Consider the following 24,874-nt stretch of genomic DNA (forward strand, 5'->3'; position numbering starts at 1 on the left):
CCGGGGCGATCATCGGCCGCTGCGCGCCCAGGCCAGGCGTTGCAACGCGGTGCGCACATGGTTCTCGACGGTGGTCACCGACACCCCGAGGCGGCGGGCGATCTCGGCCTGGGTCAGGCCCTGCAGGCGGTTGAGCCGGAAGATGGTGCGGGTCGGCTCCGGCAGGTGTCCGGCCGCATCCAGCACACGCTGCAGCTCGTCCTGGGCCATGGCCTGTTCCTCGGTCGAGATGACCTCGTCCGCTCCCCACAGGTAGTGGTCGGCCAGCAGGCGGTTGCGCCGGGTCGATTCGCGGCCGTGGTCGGTGGCCAGGTTGGCGGCCAGCCGGTACAGGTAGGCACGCGGATTGTCGATGGCCTGGCTGTCATCGACACCACGCGCCTTGAACCACACCGCCTGGATCACGTCCTCGGCGCCGTTGTCGCCCCCCAGGATGCGTTGCACCCGGCGCAGCAGCGCAGGCCGCTCGCGGATCAGCAGTTCGGTGAGGGAGGCGGCATTGGAGGACATGCGCGGAACCGGGACGACAGACGGAAGGCGCCGCGCATGCTACTCCGTTAATGAGAATCAGTCACGTTCGCATCAATGAATGCACCCGGTCAGCCCGTCATAGACGCTCTGCGAGGTCCCCGGCAACGGGTCATGCAGTGGATTGCGGGCGGCGAGCGCGGCATGGAAGGCCTCCACCGGTGTGCCAGGCACCAGCGGCAGGCGGCACAGCCAGGTCGGTTGCCGGGCGACGATCGCACCGTCATGCCGCGACACAGCCAGGTCACTGGCGGCAAATGCCCACAGGCACTCATGCACCGTGCCGCGTACCGCGTCCACCGAGCAGCGCAGGCGCAGGGCGCGGATATCGCTGTACTCGCCTTCGCAGAAGGTATCGCCGCAGATCGCGTCGAACCCGTACTGCAGACGTCCTTCCAAGGCAAAGAAGCGGTCCCAGTTGGCTTCCTGCCGCGGGTAGTCGATCAGGTCGACGTAAGGAGAGGCCTGGGCCAACGGCGCAACCAGCAGCATGCAGAACAGGGCGAACGGCAGGGCAGACACTTTCATCGGCGGACTCCTTGGCAAGGTCGATCCAGCCTGCGCCCCCGCACCGGCCGGCCCTATCAGCCAACCCCGGCCTGCCGCGTGGGTCCCTGCCCCACGCAGCGGTCAGCCCCTCCCTCTGCACAGCGCCCGGCAAAGGCATAAAATGGGGGGCTATCCGTCTATATCCCCCACCTGGAGCACGACCATGGGTCTGGAACTCGTCTCGCCCGGCAAGAACCCGCCGGAAGAAATCAACGTCATCATCGAGATCCCGAAGGACTCGGAGCCGGTGAAGTACGAAGTGGACAAGGAAACCGGCGCGATCTTCGTCGACCGCATCCTGTCCACCCCGATGCGTTACCCCTGCAACTACGGCTACGTGCCGAGCACCCTGTGCGGCGACGGCGATCCGGCCGACGTGCTGGTGGTGCTGCCGCTGCCGCTGGTGCCGGGCTCGGTCGTGCGCTGCCGTCCGGTCGGCGTGCTGAAGATGAGCGATGAGGCGGGCAGCGACGAGAAGATCCTGGCCGTGCCGGTCTCGAAGATCTTCAGTGGCTACGCCCACGTTGAAGACATCGCCCAGGTTTCGAGCCACTGGCTGGAGCGCATCGGTCACTTCTTCGAGCACTACAAGGACCTGGAGAAGGGCAAGTGGGTCAAGCTGGACGGTTGGGGCGGCGCCGCTGAGGCCAAGCAGATCCTGATCGAGGCGCACCAGCGCCACCTCGACAGCAAGGCCTGAGCCTGAACCGGATCGCTCCGGCGGTACCCTGCCGGAGCGATGCGGGTCACGTTTCATGATGACGGCACATCACTCTTGCTGCCGTATTAGGTAAATTGCGTCACTTCACACGTCATCGACATCCATCGTCGAGACAGCCAGGGGAATGTGTCGTGCGTATTCTGCTTGTTGGGGATGCAGCCAGCCTGCCGGCTGAGCTGACCGAATTCATTGCCGATCTTGGGGAAGACTGGCAGCCGCTGACCGCCACCGATGGCCAGACCGCGATGACCGCGGTTGCCACCCAGGGCGTGGACGCGGTGATTGTCTGCCCGCAGCTGCCGGACCTCAATGCCACCACGCTGCTCGGCCAGATCAGGACCCTGCGTCCGGAAACCATCCGCATCGCGCTGGTGGACGCACAGCATGGCAACCGGCCGCCGCCGGCACGCCTGATCGGTGTCGCTCACCGTTTCCTGCCGTTGCCACTGGCACCGGAAGTACTGCTGGAAGCGCTGACCAGCCTGGAAGAGCTGCGCGAAGTGCTGGACAGCCCGCGCCTGCGCGATGCCATCGGCCGCATCGAGAAACTGCCGTCGCCGCCGCACCTGTACCTGAGCCTGACCCAGGCGCTGGAGCATGATGACGACGCCGACAGCGCCGACGTGGCCAAGCTGGTGGCCGCCGATCCGGCCATCGCCGCCAAGGTGCTGCAGTTGTCGAACTCGGCGTTCTTCAGCCAGGGCCGCACCATTGCCGACCTGCGTACTGCAGTCACCCGGCTGGGCCTGGCCACGCTGCGTGACCTGGTGCTGGCCAGTGAAGTGTTCTCGGCGCCGACGCTGTCGACTGCCGAACGCAACTCGCTGCAGCAGCGCGCCCTGCTCGCCTCGCGCCTGGCCGCACGCCTGCTGCCCGAATCCAGTGCCGAACTGGGCGCAACCGCGGCACTGCTGGCCGACATCGGCCTGCTGCTGCCCGGCGTACGCAACGAGCGCACCGAGCCGTCGCTGGCCGGTGATACCCGCCCAGGCCATGCCGAAGCCGGTGCCTATCTGCTGGGGCTGTGGGGCCTGCCGATGCCGATCATCGAAGCGGTGGCATTCCACCTGCAGCCGCAGCGCGCCAACACCCGCAGCTTCTGGGTGACCGGTGCGGTGCACGTGGCCCTGGCGCTGGTCAACGGCGACCCGGTGGATGAGGACTATCTGCAGCGCGCGGGCGTGCTCAACAAACTGCCGCAGTGGCGTGAACATGCCAACAGCCTGATGGGGCTTACGCCGAGCGAAGCCTGAGTTCCACCGGCAATCCACACGATGAAGGCGCGTCCGCAGGGACGCGCCTTCGTTGCGTCAGGGCTGCGCGCAGTGGTCGTACACGCAGCGCTCGAACAGGAACTGGCAGTACGCCGCATCCTCACCGGCCTTGATGCAGTTGCTGCGCACCTCCGCGCAATAACGGCCATTGGCACACACCAGCGGACCGGCCGACACACTGCCGGCCAGGCTCAGGACGGCGAGAACTGCAGCAGCAAACATACGTGGCATCGCGTTGTTCATTTCACGCTCTCCCTGGTCCGGAATGGACCTCTGCGAACCTACCAGCGGTCCAGTTGCGACAAGCGTGACCTTTGTCGCTGAACTGCCCGATTCAGAATTTCCCGACCCGGCTCTGCCAAACGCAAAGAGGGCGGGCCTTGCGGCCCGCCCTCCTCGTCTTGCCTTCAGGCTTCGATGGATCAGAAGCGCTGGTTGTACTGGATGAACAGGAAGCGGTCGTAATCCAGCATCGGGTCCAGCTGCACGGCACTGGCGTTGGTCACCGCGTAGGTGATCGGCGGGGTCTTGCCGAACACGTTGCGGGCACCGACGGTCACGCTGCCGTTCCACGGGGCCTGCCAGGTGGCCGAGATGTCGTGATAGACGATCGCGCCCTTCTTGTTGGCACCCAGGCCACCGCTCCAGCCACCGTTCTCGGTGTAGTAATCCGGCTGGTTGCACTCCAGGCCATTTTCCTGGTCGTAGCAGAAGTCGCGGAAGCCGCCGTAGTAACGCATGGTCCAGGTGGCCGACAGGTCGCCCTTGGTCCAGGTGCTGGCCAGGGTGCCGCGGACACGCGGGTAGTTCCAGTAGCCTGCGTAGTCATCCCATGCAGCACCCTTGGTGGCCTGCTGACGGAAGCTGGTCAGGTAGTTGGTGTCCAGGTTGAACGACAGGGTACCGAAGCTGTATTCCGGCATGCGGTAGCGGACGCCGAAGTTGTAGCCTTCGGTTTCCAGCGACCCCAGGTTCGCGTTGCCGCGGCTCAGGCCGGTGACCTGCTGGCCGTTGGCGACGTCGCCACGGCTGTACTGGTCACAGAAGGCCTGCACACCGTTCTGGTAGCACTGGTTCAGCACGTAGTTCGCCGACAGCGCGGTGATCACGTTGTCGACAGTGATCTTGTACCAGTCCAGCGAGACGTTCAGGCCGCTGACGAAGCTCGGGCTCCAGACCAGGCCCGCGGTGCGGGTCTTGCTGGTTTCCGGCTGCAGCTTGTCGTTGCCCACACCCGAGTTGAACGGGTTGTTACCCTGGGTGTCACGGGCACTGATCGGACGACCGGCAGCGTCGGTCTGACGGAAGTCGGACGCCAGGCCTTCAGCACCGCAACGGGCTGCAACGGCCGGGTTGCTGCGCTGGCCGAACACGGCATCACACGGATCGGTGAACTTGTCGAAGGTCTGCGAACCACCACCGAACGTGTCGTCCAGGGTCGGGGCACGGAAGCCCTCGCCGTAGGTCGCACGCACCAGCAGGTCGTCGATCGGCTTCCAGGTCACGCTGAACTTGCTGTTGACCGTGTTGCCGAACTTGTCGTAGTCCGAGTAGCGGCTGGCGATATCCAGCGACAGCTCCTTGGCACCCGGCAGGTCACGCAGCAGCGGCACCATCAGTTCCAGGTAGAACTCGTTGGTCTTGTACTTGCCTTCGGTCGGCTGCGCGGCCAGCTCGGTGGTGTAACCCGAGGAGGACAGTGCGTCCGGGTGATCGTAGCCCGACACTTCGCGATGCTCGTAACCGGCAGCGAAGGCGAACTCGCCCGCATCGCCCGGCATGTCGAACAGCGAACCGGTGATGTTGGCGAAGTACTGCTTGCTCTTGCTCTGGCCGGTCGAGTTCAGCAGGGTGTTGATGTACTTCAGCGCATCCGGGGTCGCGGCGCTGGCGCCGCCCAGCAGGTCGAACGGGACGCAGCTGCCCGGGCTGGTGCCCAGCGCGATCGGGTTGGCAGCGGTGCCGCACTGGGCGACGCCGTTGGCGTTGATGAACGACGGGCCGAGGGCGTTCTTCAGGGCCAGCAGGTTGATGTTGCCCGAGCTGGTCTGGGTCACGTCGAACTGGTTGTAGTTGATGCCCACATCCCAGTCGAACGGACGGTTGTTGAAGTCGAAGTTGCCTTCCAGGGCCGCGTCGAAGTGCAGCGACTTGACGTTGTTCTGGGTGATGCGCGGCAGTTCGAAGATACGACGGCCCCAGCCACCGATGTCAACGCCGGCGCCCGGGTTGGCCCAGTTGCCCAGCGGGTTGTAGATGCTGTCCTTGCTGATCGCCACCGGGAACTGCGGCTGCGAGGTGCCGGTCAGCGGGTAGCCGGCGATCTGGCGCTTGGAATCGCGCTCGGAGTACATCGCCGTCGACTTCAGGCGCAGGTTGTCGTTGATGTCGTAGCTGGCCGAGGTGAACATGGTCTTCGACTCAGCGCCCTGGTTCAGCATCATCTGCTGCGAGGCGTTGTAGTAGTCGTCCAGACCAATCAGGTGGTAGTTGTTGAAGTTGTTCGACGGCTGGCCAACGCCGACCGGGGTGTCCCAGGAACCGGTGTGGTTGACCACCCAGGTGTTCGGGACCCACTTGCCAGCCTTGTTGTATTCGCCAGCACCGGCGGTGCCTTCGGCACGCGGATCGGTGAAACGACCCCACGGGCCAGCCGGGCTCAGACCGTCTTCCTTGTGGCCCTGGCCATAGGAGTACTTGGTCAGGCCACGATCCTTGGCCCACACCGGATCTTCCTTGATGTAGTTCGCGCCGAACACGATCGAGGAGCGCTCGCCGCTGGCACCCAGGGTCAGGCTGTACTGGGTCTTGGAACCGTCGCCGTGGCTGTTCTGGCCATAGTAGGCACTGGCCTCGGCGCCGTCGAAGTTCTTGCGCAGGATGATGTTGACCACGCCGGAGATGGCGTCGGAACCGTAGATCGCCGAGGCGCCGTCCTTCAGGACTTCAATACGCTCGATCAGCGAGGTCGGGATGGTCGACATGTCGGTGAAGCCGGCCAGGCTGGTGCTCCAGCGCTTGCCGTTGACCAGCACCAGCGTGCGCTGCTCACCCAGGTTGTACAGGCTGACGTACTGGCCGCCCTGTTCCGGGTTGGACGCCAGCACGGCCGCCTTGCTGAAGGTCTGGGTGCCCGCCACGGACAGGTTCTGCAGCAGGTCGCCGACGCTGACCAGGCCCGAACGCTGGATGTCCTCATGGCTTACGGTGAGGACCGGCTGGGAGGTTTCCACATCCACCGAGCGGATGCGGGAGCCGGTGACTTCCAGGCGATCAAGGGTGGTCGGGGCACTGGCTTCCTGTGCGGAAGCAAATGCCGGTGCCAGCGCCAGCGCGATGCCGGCGGGCAGCAGGCCCAGCCGCACGGCAGGGGTGCGAACGTTCATCAATCTCTCCAAGGTACGTGTTAGTAGCGTGTTAAAACGCTCCAGCACGTTACGATTGCGTTGCGATGCTGTATTTGCGCGACCCAACCGTAGACTTTGCAGAGTGTGGCGGGAGCAAGCCGCCGTTTTCCCTGAACCGGGAAGCAGACTGCCCGTAACGGGCGCGGAAGGCCCGCGCGAAGCTGCAGCAGTTGTCGAATCCGCTGGCCGCGGCGACCTCGCCCACCATCATGTCGGTGTCGCGCAGCAGATCTGCGGCCCGCTCCAGGCGCAACCGTGCCGAAAGCGACTGGGGGCTCTCTTCATACAGGCTCTGGAAGGTCTTGGAGAGATACCAGCTGGAGAAGTTGGTCAGCTCGGCCAGTTCGCCGATCCGCACCACGCGGTGGCTGTTGCCCTCCAGATAGAGACGGGCGCGCTGCATGCGGCCGAACACCTGGCGCTTGCGGCTGCGTGAGCGACCGGGGCAGCGCTGTACGTTGTCGGCCAGGTCACGCTGCAGGCCGGCCAGATGCAACAACAGCGGGCGCAGCGCCTGCGCTGGCAGGCCGCTGTCGAGCGCATCGCGCCACAGGCGCAGGGCAACGCGGGCGTCGCCGCGGCTCATGCGACCACGACCGGCATACAGGCCGCAGTCGGCCATCTCGGACAGCACCCGCATCGCCTCCGCAGTCAGGCTGAGGCCCACGCACAGTCCGTTACGGCCGGCCTGCACCAACGGGCGCGACTCCTTCTCGAAGGCAATCCACTCGCCATGGCGCAGGCGGAAACGCCCTTCCTTGGCTTCCACCCAGGAACTGCCCCGCACCTGCAGCCAGACAGTGAAGCTTGACCCTGCCGTCTGCAGGCTGCCGAGCCGGGCCACGCCCATGCAGGTCGGCGCGAGATCGTCCAGCGCCTTGTCGAGGGAGACGGTTTGGCCACGATCGGCCAGCGAGAGTTGACGCATGGGGCACCACGGGTTTGCCTGATACAGGCTTCCGTTTTGCCTAATCAGGCGTCAGCCCGTCAGGAAAATCCGCCGAGATCGCCACGAATTCGCGGCGAGAACTCCACGAAAAAATCACGAAGAGATATTTTTCTTCAGGATCAATGACTTGAGAAAGGCCGGGAACAGTGCCGGCGTCGACTGGGGCAGCTGCATGACGCCGATGTCGGCACCATCGCTGACCGCCAGGGCGACGTACAGGTCCCGGCCATCGGCGCTGGCACTGATGCCGTTGCCCGCGCTGAGCCGCTGCCGGTCCAGGCAGCGCTCGGGAGCTTCGGTCCCGGCCTGGATATGGATCAAGGTCGTACCGCATTCGGTCGAGTTGCCGAGATACCCGATGCCACCGGTGCCCGCCACCGTCCAGGTGCGATAGCGCCATCGGCTGGGCCGGTCTTCACTGACCTGCTGCACGCTGGCCGGGGACAGTGCCGCATCCACCGACCACAAGCCGCCGGACGCCAGGCGTGTGAACAGCACGCGGCCATCGCCGCGATCGAAACGCGCCTGGGAGACGCCGTCGATACTGGCCAGGCGGCGCCAGGGGGTCACGCTGCGATCAAACAGGCTCAACCGGGTGCGTTGCTCCGCATCGCGCTCGACTACCAGCAGCTGCTCCGGGGTTGCCCCGTACAGGGCCTGCAGCGGCTGATCCACCGGAACCGGCAGCGGTTGCAGGTGCTCGTCGCGCGGGGCGATCTCGTAGACAACGGTACGCCCATGCTCGTCACGCCCGACCACCAGCAGCTGGCGGCTGTCGGCCGACCAGTCCGGCGCCTGCCGCCCCTCCGGACGCAGGCCCTCGATCGGCCGCAGTGAGTCGGGCCGCTGCATGTCCGCCCACCACAGCGCGAAACTGCCGGAACGATCGGAGGTGAAGACCAGCTGGCGACCGTCGGGCGCCGCCATCGGCTGCCCGTCGCGCCCACTGGACGCGAACAGGCGCTCGGCGCTGCCGCCGGCCATCGGCACCTTGAACACGCCGAACTGGGCACGGCGGTGAACGAAGGCCAGCACGTCGCCGTGGCGCGACACCGCAGGCCATTGTGCGTCGTCGAGGCCGGCATCACGCAAGGTGCGGCGCTCCACGTCCAGGTAGTACAACCGCACCTCGCTGTCCACGCGCCGGCCGAACACGATGCTGCGCCCATCGCCCAGCCAGGCCCAGCCACGCTGTTCGGCGGATTCGTTGGTCAACTGCTCCAGCTCACCGCCTTCGGCCGGCATCCGCCACAGGTCGCCCATCTGTGGATTGCGCACGAACACCAGCCACTTGCCGTCGGGCGAGTAGCGGGGCGCGTAGTCAAAATCATCCTGATCGACCGCGTAGTCCAACGCCCGCCACTGGCCGCTGGCCAGGTCGAGCACACGGATGCCGCGATGGGCATAGCGGCCCACCATGCTGCCAAAGACCAGGCCGCGGCCATCCGGTGTCCAGTCGAAGCTGAGCAGCTCGGTTCCATCGCAACGGGTCGCCTGGCGCACGCCGCCGCCAGTGGCGCTGGCGATCAGCACCTGGCAACCGCCGTCGGCTCCAAAGCGGGCAAAAGCGATCTCGCGCCCGTCCGGTGACCAGCTCGGGAAACGGTCACTGGCCCCCTTCGGCGGCAGCGCCAGCTGCCGGGCCGGCGCATTGCCCGAGGTCTGCACCTTGATCACACCACCTCCGGCGCCATCCTCGCTGGCGCCTTCGTAGGCAACCTGGGAGCCGTCCGGCGAAAGTGTGGGATAGGTTTCAAAACCACTGGTAGCGGTGATCAGGCGATAGGGACGCTGCGGGCTGCCGATCACCCGCACGCCGTTCTCGACCGCTGCATCCACCGGTGAACTCGGCTCCGGCCCGCGCCGCAGCAACAATGTGGCCATGACCAGCAGCGCGGCCAGCATCATCACACCCAGCACCCACAACAACTGGCGGCGCAGCTGGCGCCAGCCACGCCGGCGTGAAGGCGCTGCCGGCACGGCCAGCGCCGGAATCGTGCCGGCACCGTCCGGCGACGGCATCACATCCGCAACGGCCACCGCGTCCACTTCCGCCACCGGCTCGACGTCGTCCAGCGCCTGCACCGGTACCAGCAGCCGATAGCCGCTCTTGGCGATGGTCTCGATGTAGGCCTGGCCATTGTCATCGTCGTTGGCGAACGCCTTGCGCAGCTGGGTGACGGCCTGGGTCAGCACGTCATTGGTCGGCAACGTATCGGGCCAGACCTCGGCAAACAGCTCTTCACGGGTGACCACGCGCCCAGGCTGCCGCATCAACACGCGAAGTACGCCCAGCGCTTTCGGCGTCAGCCGCCGCGGACGGCGCGCGCCTTCAACCTCGACCTCACGCGAGGACAAGGTAATGACACAGTCGCCGACCTGCACGCGGTCGGCGTCAATGGGCGTGAGTTCGCTGCTGTTCATTTTCCGCTATACAGTAGGGACGGGACCTGGGCAGGGCTCACCAGCAATACCGTCCCCACCGTCCCTGGACAGGGCCATCGAAAAGCCAGATTCCGCACAAAGCATCGGCGCATACCGCAAAAACAATAACGCCCCCGGATATTAGCCTAAGCCGGTTACCCCGCCTATGACGGGGTCGACACTCAGGCTCTCTCTCGCCGACGCATTCACATAATCTGCATCACCATTCGCGCCCTTATGGGCGCGAAATTTTTATCTGGCGTTCATTTTCACATGCGCCGAAGCATGGTCAATCCGACCAGACGCGACACCACAAGGCCGATATACATGACGCCTGCGAACTGTTCGAGCATCACCAAGGCCCGTGCCTGCGGGTGCAACGGCACGACGTCACTCAATCCAACTCCGGACAACAAGCTGAAGCTCAGATAAAGCAGCTCCATCCAGCTGCGCTCGGGGCCAGCCGTCGCGCCCTGGAAACTGCCTGGATACCACTGTTGGCACACCGCGAATGCAAAGGCGAACCCCCAGGCCAGCAGGGTGAAGGTTGCCCCGGCCGCGAACAGTTCGTCGCGTGTTACTCGATGGTCCTGCAGCATGTAGGCGATCAATGCCCCGGCCGTGTAGAAGTACCGCAGGCTTTCCAGCAGCTGCGCGGTGGTCAGCAGCGCACTGCGGTCCAGCAGGGCGCCAGCCAGCGAGAACACCACCGATGGAATGGCCAGCAGCAATGCCAGCCACGTGCCCAGCGGACTGCGCTGGACCACCCACAGCGCCAGGCCGAGTACCGCCATGCCGAACATGCCAAGCGCCGCCCGGCCAGCGGCGGTGTCATCGAGGGCGGGATACAGCAGCACCGCGATCAACTGGGCGGCCAGGAGCCAGGCCGAAGGATGGCGGCGGGCGATGGCCAGCCAGCGGGTGGTCGTGGCAACGGGCATGGCGTCCTTTCCCCTGGGCGATGCGCGGAGGATAGCCGGGCGCGGCGTGATGAACGGTAGTGCCGGCCATTGGCCAGCACTCTCCCCGGTCCCGTGCACGACGGAATGCCGGCCGGCGGCCGGCACTACCCGTTACCCGTCACCCCTGGCGGTAGACCTCGGCCCCGCCAGCACGGAACTCCTGCGACTTCTCCTTCATGCCGGCCTCGGCGTAGTCGCGCACGTCCTGGGTGATCTTCATCGAACAGAAGTGCGGTCCGCACATTGAGCAGAAGTGGGCCAGCTTGTGCGCGTCCTTCGGCAGCGTCTCGTCGTGGAATTCCTTGGCCTTTTCCGGATCCAGGCCCAGGTGGAACTGGTCCTCCCAGCGGAACTCGAAGCGCGCCTTGCTCAGCGCGTTGTCGCGTACCTGTGCGCCCGGATGCCCCTTGGCCAGGTCGGCCGCGTGCGCGGCGATGCGGTAAGCCATGATGCCGTCGCGCACGTCCTGCCGGTTGGGCAGGCCCAGGTGCTCCTTCGGCGTCACGTAGCAGAGCATGGCCGTGCCAAACCAGCCGATCATCGCCGCGCCGATCGCACTGGTGATGTGGTCGTAGCCCGGCGCGATGTCGGTCGTCAGCGGGCCCAGCGTGTAGAACGGCGCTTCGCCGCATTCGCGCAGCTGCTTGTCCATGTTTTCCTTGATCAGCTGCATCGGCACGTGGCCGGGGCCTTCGATCATGGTCTGCACATCGTGTTTCCAGGCGATCTTCGTCAGTTCACCCAGCGTTTCCAGTTCGCCGAACTGCGCCGCGTCGTTGGCATCAGCGATGCAACCCGGGCGCAGGCCGTCGCCCAGCGAGAAGGTCACGTCGTAGGCCTTCATGATTTCGCAGATGTCTTCGAAATGCGTGTAGAGGAAGTTCTCCTTGTGGTGCGCCAGGCACCACTTGGCCATGATCGAGCCGCCGCGGCTGACGATGCCGGTAACACGCTTGGCGGTAAGCGGCACGTAGCGCAGCAGCACGCCGGCGTGGATGGTGAAGTAGTCCACGCCCTGCTCGGCCTGCTCGATCAGGGTGTCGCGGAAGATCTCCCAGGTCAGTGCCTCGGCGCGGCCGTCAACCTTCTCCAGGGCCTGGTAGATCGGCACGGTACCGATCGCAACCGGCGAGTTGCGGATGATCCATTCGCGCGTCTCGTGGATATGCTTGCCGGTGGACAGGTCCATCACCGTGTCACCGCCCCAGCGGATCGCCCACACCAGCTTCTCCACTTCCTCGGCGATGCCGGAAGACACCGCGCTGTTGCCGATGTTGGCGTTGATCTTGGTCAGGAAATTGCGGCCGATGATCATCGGCTCGCTTTCCGGGTGGTTGATGTTGTTGGGCAGCACCGCACGGCCACGGGCGATTTCGTCGCGCACGAACTCCGGGGTGATGACTTTCTGGATCGACGCACCGAAGGCCTCGCCCGGGTGCTGCTGCAGCAGGCCGGCATCGCGGATCGCGTCCAGGCGCTGGTTCTCGCGGATGGCGACGAATTCCATTTCCGGCGTGATGATGCCGCGGCGCGCGTAATGCATCTGGGTGACGTTGGCACCGGCACGTGCACGGCGTGGCAGGCTGCGCGCGGGGAAACGCACCGCGTCAAGCTTCGGGTCATGCTCGCGATCGCGACCGAACGAAGAACTCAGTCCTTCGAGCTGCTCGGTATCACCGCGCTCTTCCACCCAGCCGCGACGCAGTGCCGGCAAACCGGCGGACAGATCGATGCGCACCTCCGGGTCGGTGTACGGGCCCGACGTGTCGTAAACGGTCACCGGCGCATTCTCTTCGCCGCCGAACAGCGTCGGCGTACGGGTCAGCGCGATCTCGCGCATCGGCACCTGCAGATCCGGGCGTGAACCGGGCACGTGGATCTTGCGCGAGCCGGGAATGGGCCGGGTCACGGATGCGGAGAGTTGCTGGGCCTGTTGCTGCAGGGCGGAGAGCTGTGCGTTCATCGGGCATCGTCCAGGAAGGTCAGGGACGAAGCGGCGGCGCACGGCACCCGCGCACGGACGGTCCTTGGGCGGAGTCCGGGCACGGCTGCATTGCAAAGCTTCCCTACGCCGGTATGAGCCGGATCAGGTTCCAAGGGACTGTCTCAACCGTGGCCAGATGGCCCGGTACCCCCGCTTCTTGGTGCGCATTAGAGCATAGACCGCCCGCCTCCGGGACCAGATCGCCATTCGTTAACGGAACCATGACGTCGCGTTCAGTAACGTGCACGCCATCGCGTTGCTGAGATCGATGCGTTCCCCGCCGCCTTCGCGGCTCCTGCCCGGTCCGTGCTGCATGCCGCCGGCCCTTCGCTGCAAGCTCTGCTCGCTCCCCTCAATCCCCCTTGATCGGAGAAGCTCCTTCATGGTGTTTCGCGTTTCCATCGCACTGGTTCTGCTGCTGGTGCTGCTCGCCGGTATCGCCCCCGGCCCCTTCAACACCGTGGTCCAGTCGATGCTGGCAGAAGTCATCCGCAGTGTCGGCTGGCTGTACCTGCTGGTGGTGTTCCTGGCGCTGGTGTTCCTGATGTACCTGGCGTTCGGCCGCTTCGGCAACCTGCGCATCGGCGGCGAGGACGCCGAACCCGAGTTCTCGCGTGCCAGCTGGATGTCGATGCTGTTCGCCGCCGGCATGGGCATCGGCCTGGTGTTCTGGGGTGCGGCCGAGCCCATCTCGCATTTCAGCAAGCCGCCGGAAGGCCTGGCGCCGCAAAGCCTGGATGCGGCGCGCGCATCGATGCGCTATGCGTTCTTCCACTGGGGCCTGCACCCGTGGGCGATCTACGCACTGATCGGCCTGGCGATGGCCTGGTTCCAGTTCAACCGCAATGGACGCGGCCTGGTCAGCGATATGCTGCAGCCGATCATCGGCCGCCACCATCGCGGCTGGATCGGTCGGGTGGTCAACATCGCCGCCGTAGTTGCCACCGCGATCGGTGTCGCCACCACGCTCGGCTTCGGCACCATCCAGATTGCTGCCGGTATCGAACGCGTCTTCAGCGTGCAGGCTACCGTCGCCGTGCAGATGACCATCATTGCCGTCGCCTTCGTGCTGTACATGGCCTCCACCGCCAGTGGCGTGGAGCGAGGTGTGAAGTGGCTGTCCAACTTCAATCTGGCGTTGGCTGCCCTGCTGGCAGCCATCCTGCTGGTGCTGGGGCCGACCGGCTTCATCTTCGATACGTTCACCACCACGCTGGGCTCCTACCTCAACCAGCTGGTGACGATGAGCCTGCGCATGTCACCGTTCTCCGGCAGCACCTGGGTGGCGGACTGGACGATCTTCTACTGGGCCTGGTGGATCTCGTGGGCACCGTTCGTGGGATCGTTCATCGCGCGCATCTCGCGCGGCCGCAGCGTGCGCGAGTTCGTGATCGGCGTCGTGCTCGCACCGACGCTGCTGGGCTTCTTCTGGTTCGCGGTGTTCGGCGGCACTGCGTTGTGGGCACAGATCTTCGGACACGCCGATCTGGTGCAGGCGCTTGGCAATGGCTACGAGACGGTGTTGTTCACACTGTTCGACAGCATGCCGCTACCGTTGTTGCTGTCGTGCATCGCGCTGGTGCTGCTGATGATCTTCTTCGTGACCTCGGCCGATTCGGCGGTCCTGGTGCTGGCCAGCATGTCCACCGACGAGGCTGGCGACCCACCGTTGAAGCGCAAGCTGGCCTGGGGCATTGCGGTGGCACTGATCGCAGCGGCGTTGCTGCTGGCCGGAGGCCTGGACGCGCTGCAGGGCATGATCACGATCGCGGCATTGCCATTCGCGCTGCTGATGGTGCTGGTGATGGTGTCGCTGTACCGGGTGCTGGACCAGGAGTACACGCGGGAGCGGCGGCAGGCGCAGCGCCAGCGGCACATGATCGATGCGTGGATTGCACGCGAGATGGCGGCACAGGAGGAGACGCAGGCCGAGGCAGCGCGCGCGCACGATCAGGATTGAGGGTTGTTTTGCAGCCTGCGGCTGCACCGCTTTTTCAGGCAAGGGCCAAGGTCAAATTCAAAGGCGGCTCTGGATTGCTGCTGGTTGGGTGGGGCGGTGTGGGTGGGCAGGACACGCCGTGAACCCATCCCTGAAGTGACCCCCGAGACTTGGACGGGGTCAGGCGGCCGATTGGGCCCGCTCCCGGTACTCTACCGGGCTCAGACCTTTCAGTTTCAGTTTGATGCGCTCCTGGTTGTAGTACTGGATGTATTCCACCAGCCCAGCCTCCAGACTCTCGATGCTGTCAAAGCTGTTCAGGTAGAAGAACTCCGACTTCAGCGTCCCGAAGAAGCTCTCCATCGCCGCATTGTCCAGGCAGTTGCCACGCCGGGACATGCTTTGTTTCAACGAATGTTTTTCCAGCATGTGCCGGTAGTTTTCATGCTGGTACTGCCAGCCCTGGTCGGAGTGGATCATGGGGCGCTCATCCGGCGAAAGCTTCTTGATGGCCTCCTCCAGCATCTGACCTACCAGATCGAACACGGGCTGGCGCTTGATCTGATAAGCCACGATTTCGCCGTTGTAGAGGTCCATGATCGGCGACAGGTACAGCTTCATGCCTTGTACCTTGAACTCGGTCACGTCGGTCACCCACTTCTGGTTGGGGCGCTCGGCGTGGAATTGACGATTGAGGTCATTGCCAACCACAACATTGGCGGCCCCCTTGAAGGACCGGTAGCGCTTCACCCGTACCCGTGATTTCAGGCCCATCTCCCCCATCAGGCGCTGTACCCGCTTGTGATTGGTCCGATGACCCTGATTGGCCAATTCCAGCGTCACCGTGCGATAGCCATAGCGCCCTTGGCTTTGATCGTAGATTGCACGGATGCGCTCGCACAGGGCTGCCTCGTCCTGATCCGGATGGGCCAGGACATGGTTCTGGTAATAGAACGTACTGCGTGACAGCTCTGCCGCTTCGAGCAGAAGCGACAGCGTATGAACCTGCCTCAATCCTTGGATGGCTTGCGCTTTGCGTCTTGCGCCGCCTGCTCTTCCCGGATCAAGGCATCGAGTTTTTTTAGGTAGTCGGTCTCCGCACGCAGATAGGCGACTTCCTTGAGCAGCTCATCGCGACTCATTTCCTCAGGTGGCTTGGACGACCGGGTCTTTTTCATCGGCTTTCGGGGCAGCGGCGGAGGCGGTGCCAACGCTTGGGCACCGCCTTGAGCATACAGGCGCTGCCATCGCCCCACCGCGCCGGCATCACCAATCTGGAAGTAGGTGGTGGCCTCCCGCCCGGACATGCCGTCCTGGCTCATCTTTTCCAGGACAGCCAGCTTGAACGGGAGGTCATAGAACCGGGCCTGGCGATGAAATCCGCGCCAACCATGCAGCCGATAGGTCGCCACCCAGCGCCTGACCGTGGAGAACTCAAGGCCGTGGCGACGGGCAATGGCTTTGACCGATGTGGAGGTCTTGCAGGCCTCTTTGGCGACCTGCAGTTTGAAACGTGCGTCGTATCTGTTCATGTATCCCTCGGGGTTGGATCTGACGTCCAACTCCCGGGGGGCACTTCACCATGGGGGCTCGATGGCGCCATCCATGGCGCCAACGGTCCTGCCCACCCACACCACCCCACCCCCGACAGTTTCCCGGTAACGGTTGGTTTTCCACGCTGTGCGTGGAAGAGGTGTATCGGAAAACAAGAAGGGGTCGGATCCGTTTTCCTGCGGAAAACGGATCCGACCCCAACCATCAGCACGCGGCTGTTGCTGTTGCTGTTGCTTTTGATCTTCTTCTTTCTTCCTGCGGTGGCGGCCGCAGAAAACTGTCAGAGGCCGGGTGGGTGGGCTGGGCGGGGGTGTCAGCCGCATGGATGCGGCTGCCAAGCCTACAAGGACGTACTTGCGGCGTCCCCCGAACAGCCTACCTACCCGGCCCAACAAGCTATTCCGCTTCTGAACCCACCGCAGAGGGGGCTCAGCCCGTTGGCCGGGAAACTCAGTACCCCGCCGCCTGCCCATCCTTGCGGCTCTCCGACGCACCGTAATAAACCCCGCTCTCGGGATCACGCATGATCGCCTGGTACCCGCCATAAGGCCCATCGGCGAACACGATGCGATGCCCCTTGCGCATCAGCGCACGCACCGTCTCGTACGGGAAGCCGGTTTCCAGATTCACTTCGCCGCCATCGGTCATCGCCGTGGCCTGGCCGGTCGGCTCGGTGGAACCTTCATGCTGGATGCGCGGCGCATCGCCGGCTTCCTGCAGGTTCATCCCGAAATCCACCAGGTTCATCACGATCTGCGCATGGCCCTGCGGCTGCATCGCGCCGCCCATCACGCCGAAGCTGGCATACGGCTTGCCGCCCTTGGTGATGAACCCCGGAATGATGGTCTGGAATGGACGCTTGCCCGGCGCGTAGCCGTTGGGATGGTTCTTCTGCAGGACGAACATCTCGCCACGGTCCTGCAGGATGAAACCCAGACCGGGCGGTGCCATGCCGCTGCCCATGCCACGGTAGTTGGACTGGATCAGCGAAACCATCATGCCGTCGGCGTCGGCCACGGTCATGTAGATCGTGTCGCCCTCTTCCAGCTGCTTCGGCGTGCCCGGCTGCACTTCCTTCAACGCCTTGTCCATCGAAATCAGCGCGCGGCGCTGCGCGGCGTACTCCTTGGAGATCAGCTTCTGCACCGGCGCCGGCTGGAACGCCATGTCGGCGTAGAAGCGTGCGCGGTCGGCGAAGGCCAGCTTCTTCGCTTCAACGAACAGGTGCACATGCTCCGGTGAACCGAACGGGATTTTCGAGAAGTCGTAGCCTTCCAGCACATTGAGGATCTGCAGCGCGGCAATGCCCTGGCTGTTCGGCGGCAGTTCCCACACGTCGTAGCCACGGTAGTTGCTGCTGACCGGCTCGACCCATTCGCCATGATGGTCAGCCATGTCCTGGTAGCTCAGGTAGCCGCCATTGGCCTTGAAGTAGTCGCCGATGGTGCGGGCAATGTCTCCCTTGTAGAAGGCGTCGCGTCCGCCGTCGGCGATCTTCTGCAGCGTGCTGGCCAGGTTCGGGTTCTTCCACATCTCGCCCTTGCGTGGGGCGTGGCCGTTGATCGTGAACTGCTCCTTGAAGCCCGGGTACTGCGACAACTTGGGCACCGAGCGGTCCCAGTAGTAGGCGATCACTTCGGCCACCGGGTGACCCTCGCGCGCGTAGCGGATGGCCGGCGCCAGGTTGTCGGCCATCGGCTTGCGACCGAAGCGGTCGTGCAGCGCGAACCAGCCGTCGACGGCACCCGGCACCGACACCGGCAGTGGACCGGTGGCCGGGATGTCCTTCAGGCCACGGCGCTGGAACTCGGCCAGGGTGAGCGACTTCGGCGAGCGGCCCGAGCCGTTGTAGCCGTAGAGCTTCTGGGTCTTCGGGTCCCACACGATGGCGAACAGGTCGCCGCCGATGCCATTGCCGGTGGGTTCCATCAGGCCGAGCGCGGCGTTGGCGGCAATCGCCGCGTCCACTGCCGAACCGCCGCCCTTCATCACGTCCAGCGCGATCTGGGTGGCCAGTGGTTGCGAGGTCGCGGCCATCGCATGCGGGGCAATCACCTCCGAACGGGTGGCGAAGGTGTGGCCGGTGATGCGGTCGGCGGCGAAGGACAGCGCGGGTACGGCAGCCAGTACGGCGGCGGCGAGCAGGGAACGGGCAAGGCGTCGGGACACGGTCGGGTTCCGATGGACGGGTGGTTCCCCGATCTTCGCCGCTGCGGCCTTCACGCGGTATCGGACAGACGTCATGGACGTTGATCCTTGGGCGGAAAAATCCACCGGATTCCGCGCAAAAACCGCCCTGAAAGGAGTGAATTCGGGTTCACCGAAACACTTTCAGCGGCAACCATCCTTGTGCCGCAAGCGATTGCGCTGGATGCAGCGGAAACCGATAGAAAATCCGTCGCGAGGGTTGACACCGCCGAAATGGCTGTGTTTCTCTCGATCACATGTTGCATCACAACACGCCACCGCGAACCCACATCGAAGCCGCCGACACCGGCGCCGCCTCGCTGCGTTCGATTCTTGTGCTCGTACTTATTACCCAACCAACAGGTGCGGGACGAGCCAGCGTGTAAGCAACACACACACCGGAACTCTTCAAAAACCCGCACCCGCCCCGGTGCGGGTTTTTTCATTTCAGAACCTGGTTTCAGACGCAACCACCATGACCAACGCTCATCGCACAACCCGGACCTGCACCACCACGCCTCGTGGTGGCTGCGCCTGTGCGATGCGCGGCGCCTCCTCCACCGCTTTCCCCTGACCGGCCGGCACGTCACCTCGACGACCGGCCGTTCTTTTTTCTTCCCACCGCAAGGAACCTCCCCCATGAGCACCAACGACCTGCCCCAGACCAAGATCGCCGTCATCGGCTACGGCAGCCAGGGCCGCGCCCACGCACTGAACCTGCGCGAATCCGGCTTCGACGTGGTGGTAGGCCTGCGTCCGGGCGGCCCGACCGAAGCCAAGGCGCAGGCCGATGGCTTCACCGTGATCGCGCCCGCCGAGGCCGTGAAGGACGCCGACCTGGTTGCCGTGCTGACCCCGGACATGGTGCAGAAGAAGCTCTACAACGACGTGCTGGCGCCGAACATGAAACAGGGGGCGTGCCTGCTGTTCGCGCATGGCCTGAACGTGCATTACGGGATGATCGAGCCGCGTGCCGACCTGGACGTGGTGCTGGTCGCGCCGAAGGGCCCCGGCGCGCTGGTGCGCCGTGAGTACGAGATCGGCCGTGGCGTGCCGTGCATCTGGGCGGTCTACCAGGACATCAGCGGCAAGGCCGCGCAGCATGCGCAGGCCTATGCGGCCGGCCTCGGCGGTGCGCGCGCCAACCTGATCCAGACCACCTTCAAGGAAGAGACCGAGACCGATCTGTTCGGTGAGCAGGCGGTGCTGTGCGGCGGTGCCTCGGCGCTGGTGCAGGCCGGATTCGAGACCTTGGTCGAAGCCGGCTACCAGCCGGAGATCGCCTATTACGAAGTGCTGCACGAACTGAAGCTGATCGTGGACCTGTTCTATGAAGGCGGTATCTCGCGCATGTTGGAGTTCATCTCCGAGACCGCGCAGTACGGCGACTACGTCAGCGGCCCGCGCGTGATCGATGCCGGCACCAAGGAACGCATGAAGGAGGTGCTGAAGGACATCCAGGACGGCACCTTCACCAAGAACTGGGTGGCCGAGTACGAAGCGGGCCTGCCGAACTACAACAGGTTCAAGCAGGCCGACCTGGAGCACCCGATCGAGAAGGTGGGCAAGGAACTGCGCGCCAAGATGGTCTGGTTGCAAGGACAGGCCGCGTAACCACGCGGCCCTCCCCCACCCGCTTTGCAAGGTTCCCCCATGAACTCTTCGACACATCGCAGCGCGCCGCCCAACGGCGCGCGCTGGCTGACCCAGGCGCTGGAGGCCGAAGGCGTCCGCACGCTGTTCGGCTATCCCGGTGGCACCATCATGCCGTTCTACGACGCGCTGGTGGATTCGTCGCTGAAGCACATCCTGGTACGCCATGAGCAGGGCGCGGCGCTGGCCGCCAACGGCTTCGCCCGCGCCAGCAACCAGGTGGGCGTCTGCGTGGCCACCTCCGGCCCGGGCGCCTCGAACCTGGTGACCGGCATTGCCGATGCGATGCTGGATTCGGTACCGATGGTCTGCATCACCGGCCAGGTCGGCACGCCGCTGCTGGGCACCGACGCCTTCCAGGAACTGGATGTGTTCGGCCTGACGATGCCGATCGTCAAGCACAGCTGGCTGGTGCGCAGCGTCGATGACCTGCCACGCGTGGTGGCCGATGCGTTCCGCATTGCCCGTGAGGGTCGCCCAGGCCCGGTGCTGATCGACCTGCCCAAGGATGTGCAGCTGGCCGATGCCAGCCATCTGCCGGCGCATGTGCCCAGCAGCGTCGAACCGCCGCCGGCGCCGGCCGAGGCCGCCATCGCCGAGGCCATCGCCGCGCTGGCGGCGGCCGAGAAGCCGGTGGTCTACGCAGGTGGCGGCATCGCCCTGGGTGATGCCGTGCAGGACCTGCGCGACTTCGTCGAGGCCAGTGCCATCCCCACCGTAATGACCCTGCGCGGCCTGGGTGCACTGCCGGCCCACCATCCGCAGTCGCTGGGCATGCTGGGCATGCACGGCACCCGCGCCGCCAACATGGCGGTGCAGGAAAGCGACCTGCTGCTGGTGCTGGGTGCGCGTTTCGATGACCGCGCGACCGGCAAGCTGGCCGAGTTCGCGCCATTCGCCCGCGTCGTCCACATCGATGCGGACGCCTACGAGATCTCCAAGCTGCGCACTGCCGACATCGCCGTGCCTGGCAACGTCGGTCACGCCATCCGTGCCCTGCGTGCGGCCTTCCCCTCCCCCAGGGCCCACCAGGACGTGTGGCGCAAGCGCTGTGCGCAGCACCGCGACCGCTTCGCTGCACGCTACGACGCACCGGGCCAGCACATCTACGCCCCGGCGCTGCTGAAGCGCCTGAGCGAGCTGGCCCCGGCCGATGCGGTGATCGCCTGCGATGTCGGCCAGCACCAGATGTGGGTGGCCCAGCACTGCCGCTTCAACCACCCCCGCAACCACCTGACCAGTGGCGCACTGGGCACGATGGGCTTCGGCCTGCCAGCGGCGATGGGTGCGCAGTTCGCCTGCCCGGAGCGCACCGTGGTACTGGTGTCCGGCGACGGCAGCTTCATGATGAACGTGCAGGAGCTGGCGACCATCGCCCGCTGCCGTCTGCCGGTGAAGATCGTGCTGCTGGACAACAGTTCGCTGGGCATGGTGCGGCAGTGGCAGGAACTGTTCTTCGCCGAGCGTTACAGCGAGATCGACCTGTCCGACAACCCGGACTTCGTAGCCCTGGCGCAGGTGTTCGGCATTGCCGGCACCCGCATCGACAACCGCGACGACGTGGAAGGCGGCCTGGCCGCGCTGCTGGCCGAGCCCGGCCCGGCGCTGCTGCACGTGGCCATCGATGCACGCGCCAACGTGTGGCCGCTGGTGCCACCGAACACCGCCAACAGCACGATGCTGGAAAGCAACCCCGCCCATGCCCGCCAGGAGACCCCCAATGCAATACCGGCTTGACCTGGTGCTGCACCCGGCCGAGGGCGCGCTGCTGCGCGTGATCGGCATGGCCGAACGCCGCGGCTTTGCGCCGCGTGCGATCAGCGGTGCGCCGGTGGCCTCCGACGATGGCCGCTGGCACCTGCAGCTGGTCGTCGATGGCCAGCGCCCGGCGGAAACGCTGTGCCGGCAGATCGAGAAGATCTACGACTGCGTGTCCGTGCAGGTCACCGCCGTGGAAGGAGTATCGCCATGAACACCCGTACCGTAGCGACCACGGTGCCGGTACGGAGGCGTCTTCTTCGCCGCCCGTGCCCGCATGCGGCGGTCTTCCGCACCGCGCTGGTGGCCCATGCCGGCCGCTGACACCAGCCAGGAAAGCGATGTCGGCGACGTAAGCGTCGCCGACGTCCTGGCAGCGCAGGCCCGCCTGCGCCGCTTCCTGCCGCCCACCCCGCTGCACCACGCCGAACGCTTCGGTACCTGGCTGAAGCTGGAGAACCTGCAGCGCACCGGTTCCTACAAGGTGCGCGGCGCATTGAATGCACTGCTGGCCGGCCGCGAACGCGGCGACACCCGGCCGGTGATCTGCGCCTCGGCCGGCAACCACGCCCAGGGCGTGGCCTGGGCCGCCTATCGCCTGGATGTGCCGGCCATCACTGTGATGCCGCATGGTGCACCCGCCACCAAGATCGCCGGCGTCGCCCACTGGGGCGCGACCGTGCGCCAGCACGGCAACAGCTATGACGAAGCCTACGCCTTCGCGGTCGAACTGGCACAACGCCACGGCTACCGCTTCCTGTCCGCGTTCGACGATGCCGACGTGATCGCCGGCCAGGGCACGGTCGGCATCGAGCTGGCCGCGCACGCGCCGGACGTGGTGATCGTGCCGATCGGTGGCGGTGGCCTGGCTTCCGGCGTGGCCCTGGCGCTGAAATCACAGGGTGTGCGCGTGGTCGGCGCGCAGGTGGAAGGCGTTGATTCGATGGCACGCGCGATCCGCGGCGACGTGCGCGAGATCGCACCCGTCGCCTCGCTGGCCGACGGCGTGCGGGTGAAGATCCCCGGCTTCCTGACCCGTCGCCTATGCACCTCGCTGCTGGACGATGTGGTGATCGTGCGCGAAGCCGAACTGCGCGAAACCCTGGTCCGGCTGGCACTGGAAGAACACATCATTGCCGAGGGTGCCGGCGCGCTGGCGCTGGCCGCTGGCCGCCGCGTCGCGGGCCGCCGCAAGTGCGCGGTGGTCTCCGGCGGGAACATCGATGCCGGTGTGCTGGCCGGCCTGCTAACCGACATCCGACCGCGCCCGCCGCGCAAGCCACGGCGACGGCGCAGCGAAACACCCCGCTCGCCCGCCAAGGCCAGCGCGCCGCCCTCCCCCATGCCTTCCCCTTCCCACCTGCAAGCCGCAACGCCCGCTGTCGAGGAGATTTCCCTGTGACCACCATCGAACGAATTACCACCCCGCGCATCCGCATCTTCGACACCACCCTGCGTGACGGCGAGCAGTCCCCTGGCTGCAGCATGAGCCCGCCGCAGAAGCTGGTGATGGCGCGTGCGCTGGACGAACTGGGCGTGGACATCATCGAGACCGGCTTCCCGGCCAGCTCGCAGTCCGACCGCGAAGCGATGGCACTGATCGGCCGCGAACTGCGCCGCCCGAGCCTGACCCTGGCGGTGCTGTCACGCTGCCTGCAGGCCGATATCGAGACCTCGGCACGCGCACTGGAAGCCGCGGCCAACCCGCGCCTGCATGTGTTCCTGTCGACCAGCCCGCTGCACCGCGAGCACAAGCTGCGCATGACCCGCGAACAGGTACTGGAGTCGGTACGCAAGCACGTATCGCTGGCCCGTTCCTATATCAACGATGTCGAGTTCTCGGCCGAGGATGCCACCCGTACCGAGCTGGACTACCTGATCGAAGTCGCGCGCGTGGCGATCGCCGCCGGCGCCACCACCATCAACCTGCCCGACACCGTCGGCTTCACCACGCCGGAAGAAATCCGCGCGATGTTCCAGCAGGTCATCGCCGGCGTCGCCGACGTGCCGAACGCGGCCAACGTGATCTTCAGCGCGCACTGCCACAACGACCTGGGCCTGGCCGTGGCCAACTCGCTGGCCGCCATCGAAGGCGGCGCGCGCCAGGTCGAGTGCACCATCAACGGCATCGGCGAACGCGCCGGCAACTGTTCGCTGGAAGAGATCGCGATGGTGCTGAAGGTGCGCCAGGCCTTCTACGAGCAGGACAGTTCGATCAACACCCCCCGCATCGTCGGCACCTCGCAGTTGCTGCAGCGCCTGGTCGGCATGCCGGTACAGCGCAACAAGGCCATCGTCGGCGCCAACGCGTTCGCCCACGAATCGGGCATCCACCAGCACGGCATGCTGCGCCACCGCGGCACCTACGAAATCATGCGCCCGGAAGACGTGGGTTGGGAGGACTCGCAGATGGTGCTGGGCCGCCACAGTGGCCGCGCCGCTGTTGAAGCGCGCCTGCGTGCGCTGGGCTTCTGGCTGGACGAAGACGAACTGAAACTGGTGTTCGAGCAGTTCAAGGGCCTGTGCGAACAGCAGCGCGTGGTCACCGATGCCGACCTGCAGACGCTGATGCAGGGCGGCTCCAACGCACAGGGCTACCGCTTGGCCTCGATGACCATCAGCGATGTCGGCAGCCGCGCCAACGCACTGGTCGAACTGTCCGATCCGGATGGCAACCGCGTGGCCGAGACCGCGCAGGGCGACGGCCCGGTCGATGCGCTGTTCGGCGCACTGTCGGCCGCCACCGGTGTGCAGCTGATGCTGGACAGCTACCACGTGCACAGCGTCGGCATCGGCGCCGATGCGCGCGGTGAGGCCAACCTGAGCGTGCGCCACGAGGGCGTGGAGTACGACGGCACCGGCACCAGCAAGGACATCATCGAAGCCTCCGCGCTGGCCTGGCTGGATGTGGCCAACCGCCTGCTGCGCCAGCGCCAGGCTACCGCCCACAGCAACACCGACGTTCCCACCCCTGCCACCGCCTGA

Annotated in this window: 18 protein-coding genes and 1 riboswitch; of the genes, 8 read left to right on the top strand and 10 right to left on the bottom strand. The window is 65.6% G+C overall.

Annotated features, from left to right (window positions below; all coding sequences use genetic code 11):
- Positions 1 to 9: 9 nt before the first annotated feature.
- Positions 10 to 510, bottom strand: coding sequence for an RNA polymerase sigma factor (locus CKW06_RS19375; protein WP_005410933.1), 501 nt, complete (start codon positions 508 to 510; stop codon positions 10 to 12).
- A 72-nt stretch (positions 511 to 582) separates the two neighbouring features.
- Positions 583 to 1,056, bottom strand: coding sequence for a hypothetical protein (locus CKW06_RS19380; protein WP_005410934.1), 474 nt, complete (start codon positions 1,054 to 1,056; stop codon positions 583 to 585).
- A gap of 184 nt (positions 1,057 to 1,240) precedes the next feature.
- Between CKW06_RS19380 and ppa the strand changes: the two genes are divergently transcribed.
- On the top strand, positions 1,241 to 1,777 hold the full coding sequence (gene ppa / locus CKW06_RS19385; protein ID WP_005410935.1) for an inorganic diphosphatase: 537 nt from the start codon (positions 1,241 to 1,243) through the stop codon (positions 1,775 to 1,777).
- Positions 1,778 to 1,929: 152 nt separating this feature from the next.
- On the top strand, positions 1,930 to 3,051 hold the full coding sequence (locus CKW06_RS19390) for an HDOD domain-containing protein (RefSeq protein WP_005410936.1): 1,122 nt from the start codon (positions 1,930 to 1,932) through the stop codon (positions 3,049 to 3,051).
- Between the two features lie 57 nt (positions 3,052 to 3,108).
- Here CKW06_RS19390 and CKW06_RS19395 read toward each other — a convergent pair whose 3' ends face one another.
- From CKW06_RS19395 to thiC, 6 genes are all read right to left on the bottom strand, one after another.
- Positions 3,109 to 3,303 (bottom strand): hypothetical protein, encoded by a 195-nt coding sequence (locus CKW06_RS19395; RefSeq protein WP_223846439.1) that lies wholly within the window; start codon positions 3,301 to 3,303, stop codon positions 3,109 to 3,111.
- Between the two features lie 191 nt (positions 3,304 to 3,494).
- The gene (locus CKW06_RS19400) at positions 3,495 to 6,458 is read right to left on the bottom strand and encodes a TonB-dependent receptor plug domain-containing protein (RefSeq protein ID WP_005410938.1); all 2,964 of its coding nucleotides are present in this window, start codon (positions 6,456 to 6,458) and stop codon (positions 3,495 to 3,497) included.
- A 49-nt stretch (positions 6,459 to 6,507) separates the two neighbouring features.
- Complete coding sequence (locus CKW06_RS19405; RefSeq protein ID WP_005414398.1) at positions 6,508 to 7,407, bottom strand: helix-turn-helix transcriptional regulator; 900 nt, start codon at positions 7,405 to 7,407, stop codon at positions 6,508 to 6,510.
- Between the two features lie 114 nt (positions 7,408 to 7,521).
- Positions 7,522 to 9,852 carry a winged helix-turn-helix domain-containing protein gene (locus tag CKW06_RS19410; RefSeq protein ID WP_024957130.1) on the bottom strand — a complete coding sequence of 777 codons (2,331 nt, stop codon included), beginning with the start codon at positions 9,850 to 9,852 and terminating at the stop codon, positions 7,522 to 7,524.
- Between the two features lie 269 nt (positions 9,853 to 10,121).
- Entirely contained in the window at positions 10,122 to 10,793 is a 672-nt protein-coding gene (locus CKW06_RS19415; protein ID WP_024957131.1) for an ion channel, read from the bottom strand.
- A 139-nt stretch (positions 10,794 to 10,932) separates the two neighbouring features.
- Entirely contained in the window at positions 10,933 to 12,777 is a 1,845-nt protein-coding gene (gene thiC, locus CKW06_RS19420) for a phosphomethylpyrimidine synthase ThiC (RefSeq protein WP_012481195.1), read from the bottom strand.
- Positions 12,778 to 12,859: 82 nt separating this feature from the next.
- A riboswitch (TPP riboswitch) is annotated at positions 12,860 to 12,960 on the bottom strand.
- Positions 12,961 to 13,180: 220 nt separating this feature from the next.
- Here thiC and CKW06_RS19425 point away from each other — a divergent pair.
- On the top strand, positions 13,181 to 14,758 hold the full coding sequence (locus CKW06_RS19425) for a BCCT family transporter (protein WP_005410943.1): 1,578 nt from the start codon (positions 13,181 to 13,183) through the stop codon (positions 14,756 to 14,758).
- Between the two features lie 159 nt (positions 14,759 to 14,917).
- On the opposite strand, the gene CKW06_RS19430 is transcribed toward CKW06_RS19425, so the two are convergent.
- Together CKW06_RS19430 and ggt are read right to left on the bottom strand one after the other, a co-directional pair.
- Positions 14,918 to 16,269 (bottom strand): IS3 family transposase gene (locus CKW06_RS19430; protein WP_095052030.1). Its coding sequence is split into 2 segments (ribosomal slippage): positions 14,918 to 15,822 and positions 15,822 to 16,269, totalling 1,353 coding nucleotides; the frame shifts between segments, so codons are not numbered across the junction.
- 472 nt (positions 16,270 to 16,741) lie between these two features.
- The gene (gene ggt, locus CKW06_RS19435; protein ID WP_024958815.1) at positions 16,742 to 18,460 is read right to left on the bottom strand and encodes a gamma-glutamyltransferase; all 1,719 of its coding nucleotides are present in this window, start codon (positions 18,458 to 18,460) and stop codon (positions 16,742 to 16,744) included.
- A gap of 657 nt (positions 18,461 to 19,117) precedes the next feature.
- Here ggt and ilvC point away from each other — a divergent pair.
- The 5 genes from ilvC to CKW06_RS19460 all read left to right on the top strand — a co-directional run bounded on the left by ilvC (position 19,118) and on the right by CKW06_RS19460 (position 24,874).
- On the top strand, positions 19,118 to 20,092 hold the full coding sequence (gene ilvC, locus CKW06_RS19440; RefSeq protein ID WP_005410945.1) for a ketol-acid reductoisomerase: 975 nt from the start codon (positions 19,118 to 19,120) through the stop codon (positions 20,090 to 20,092).
- A 39-nt stretch (positions 20,093 to 20,131) separates the two neighbouring features.
- Positions 20,132 to 21,868, top strand: coding sequence for an acetolactate synthase 2 catalytic subunit (gene ilvG / locus CKW06_RS19445; protein WP_024958816.1), 1,737 nt, complete (start codon positions 20,132 to 20,134; stop codon positions 21,866 to 21,868).
- Complete coding sequence (locus tag CKW06_RS19450; protein WP_024958817.1) at positions 21,852 to 22,103, top strand: ACT domain-containing protein; 252 nt, start codon at positions 21,852 to 21,854, stop codon at positions 22,101 to 22,103. Before ilvG ends, CKW06_RS19450 begins: the two co-directional genes overlap by 17 nt.
- Positions 22,104 to 22,199: 96 nt before the next feature.
- Entirely contained in the window at positions 22,200 to 23,291 is a 1,092-nt protein-coding gene (locus tag CKW06_RS19455; protein WP_033835631.1) for a threonine dehydratase, read from the top strand.
- A complete protein-coding gene (locus CKW06_RS19460) occupies positions 23,288 to 24,874 on the top strand; it encodes a 2-isopropylmalate synthase (protein ID WP_024958457.1) in 1,587 nt (528 codons plus the stop codon). The genes CKW06_RS19455 and CKW06_RS19460 overlap by 4 nt, the downstream gene beginning before the upstream one ends.

This window comes from Stenotrophomonas maltophilia, assembly GCF_900186865.1.
GTDB classification, from domain to species: Bacteria; Pseudomonadota; Gammaproteobacteria; order Xanthomonadales; family Xanthomonadaceae; genus Stenotrophomonas; species Stenotrophomonas maltophilia.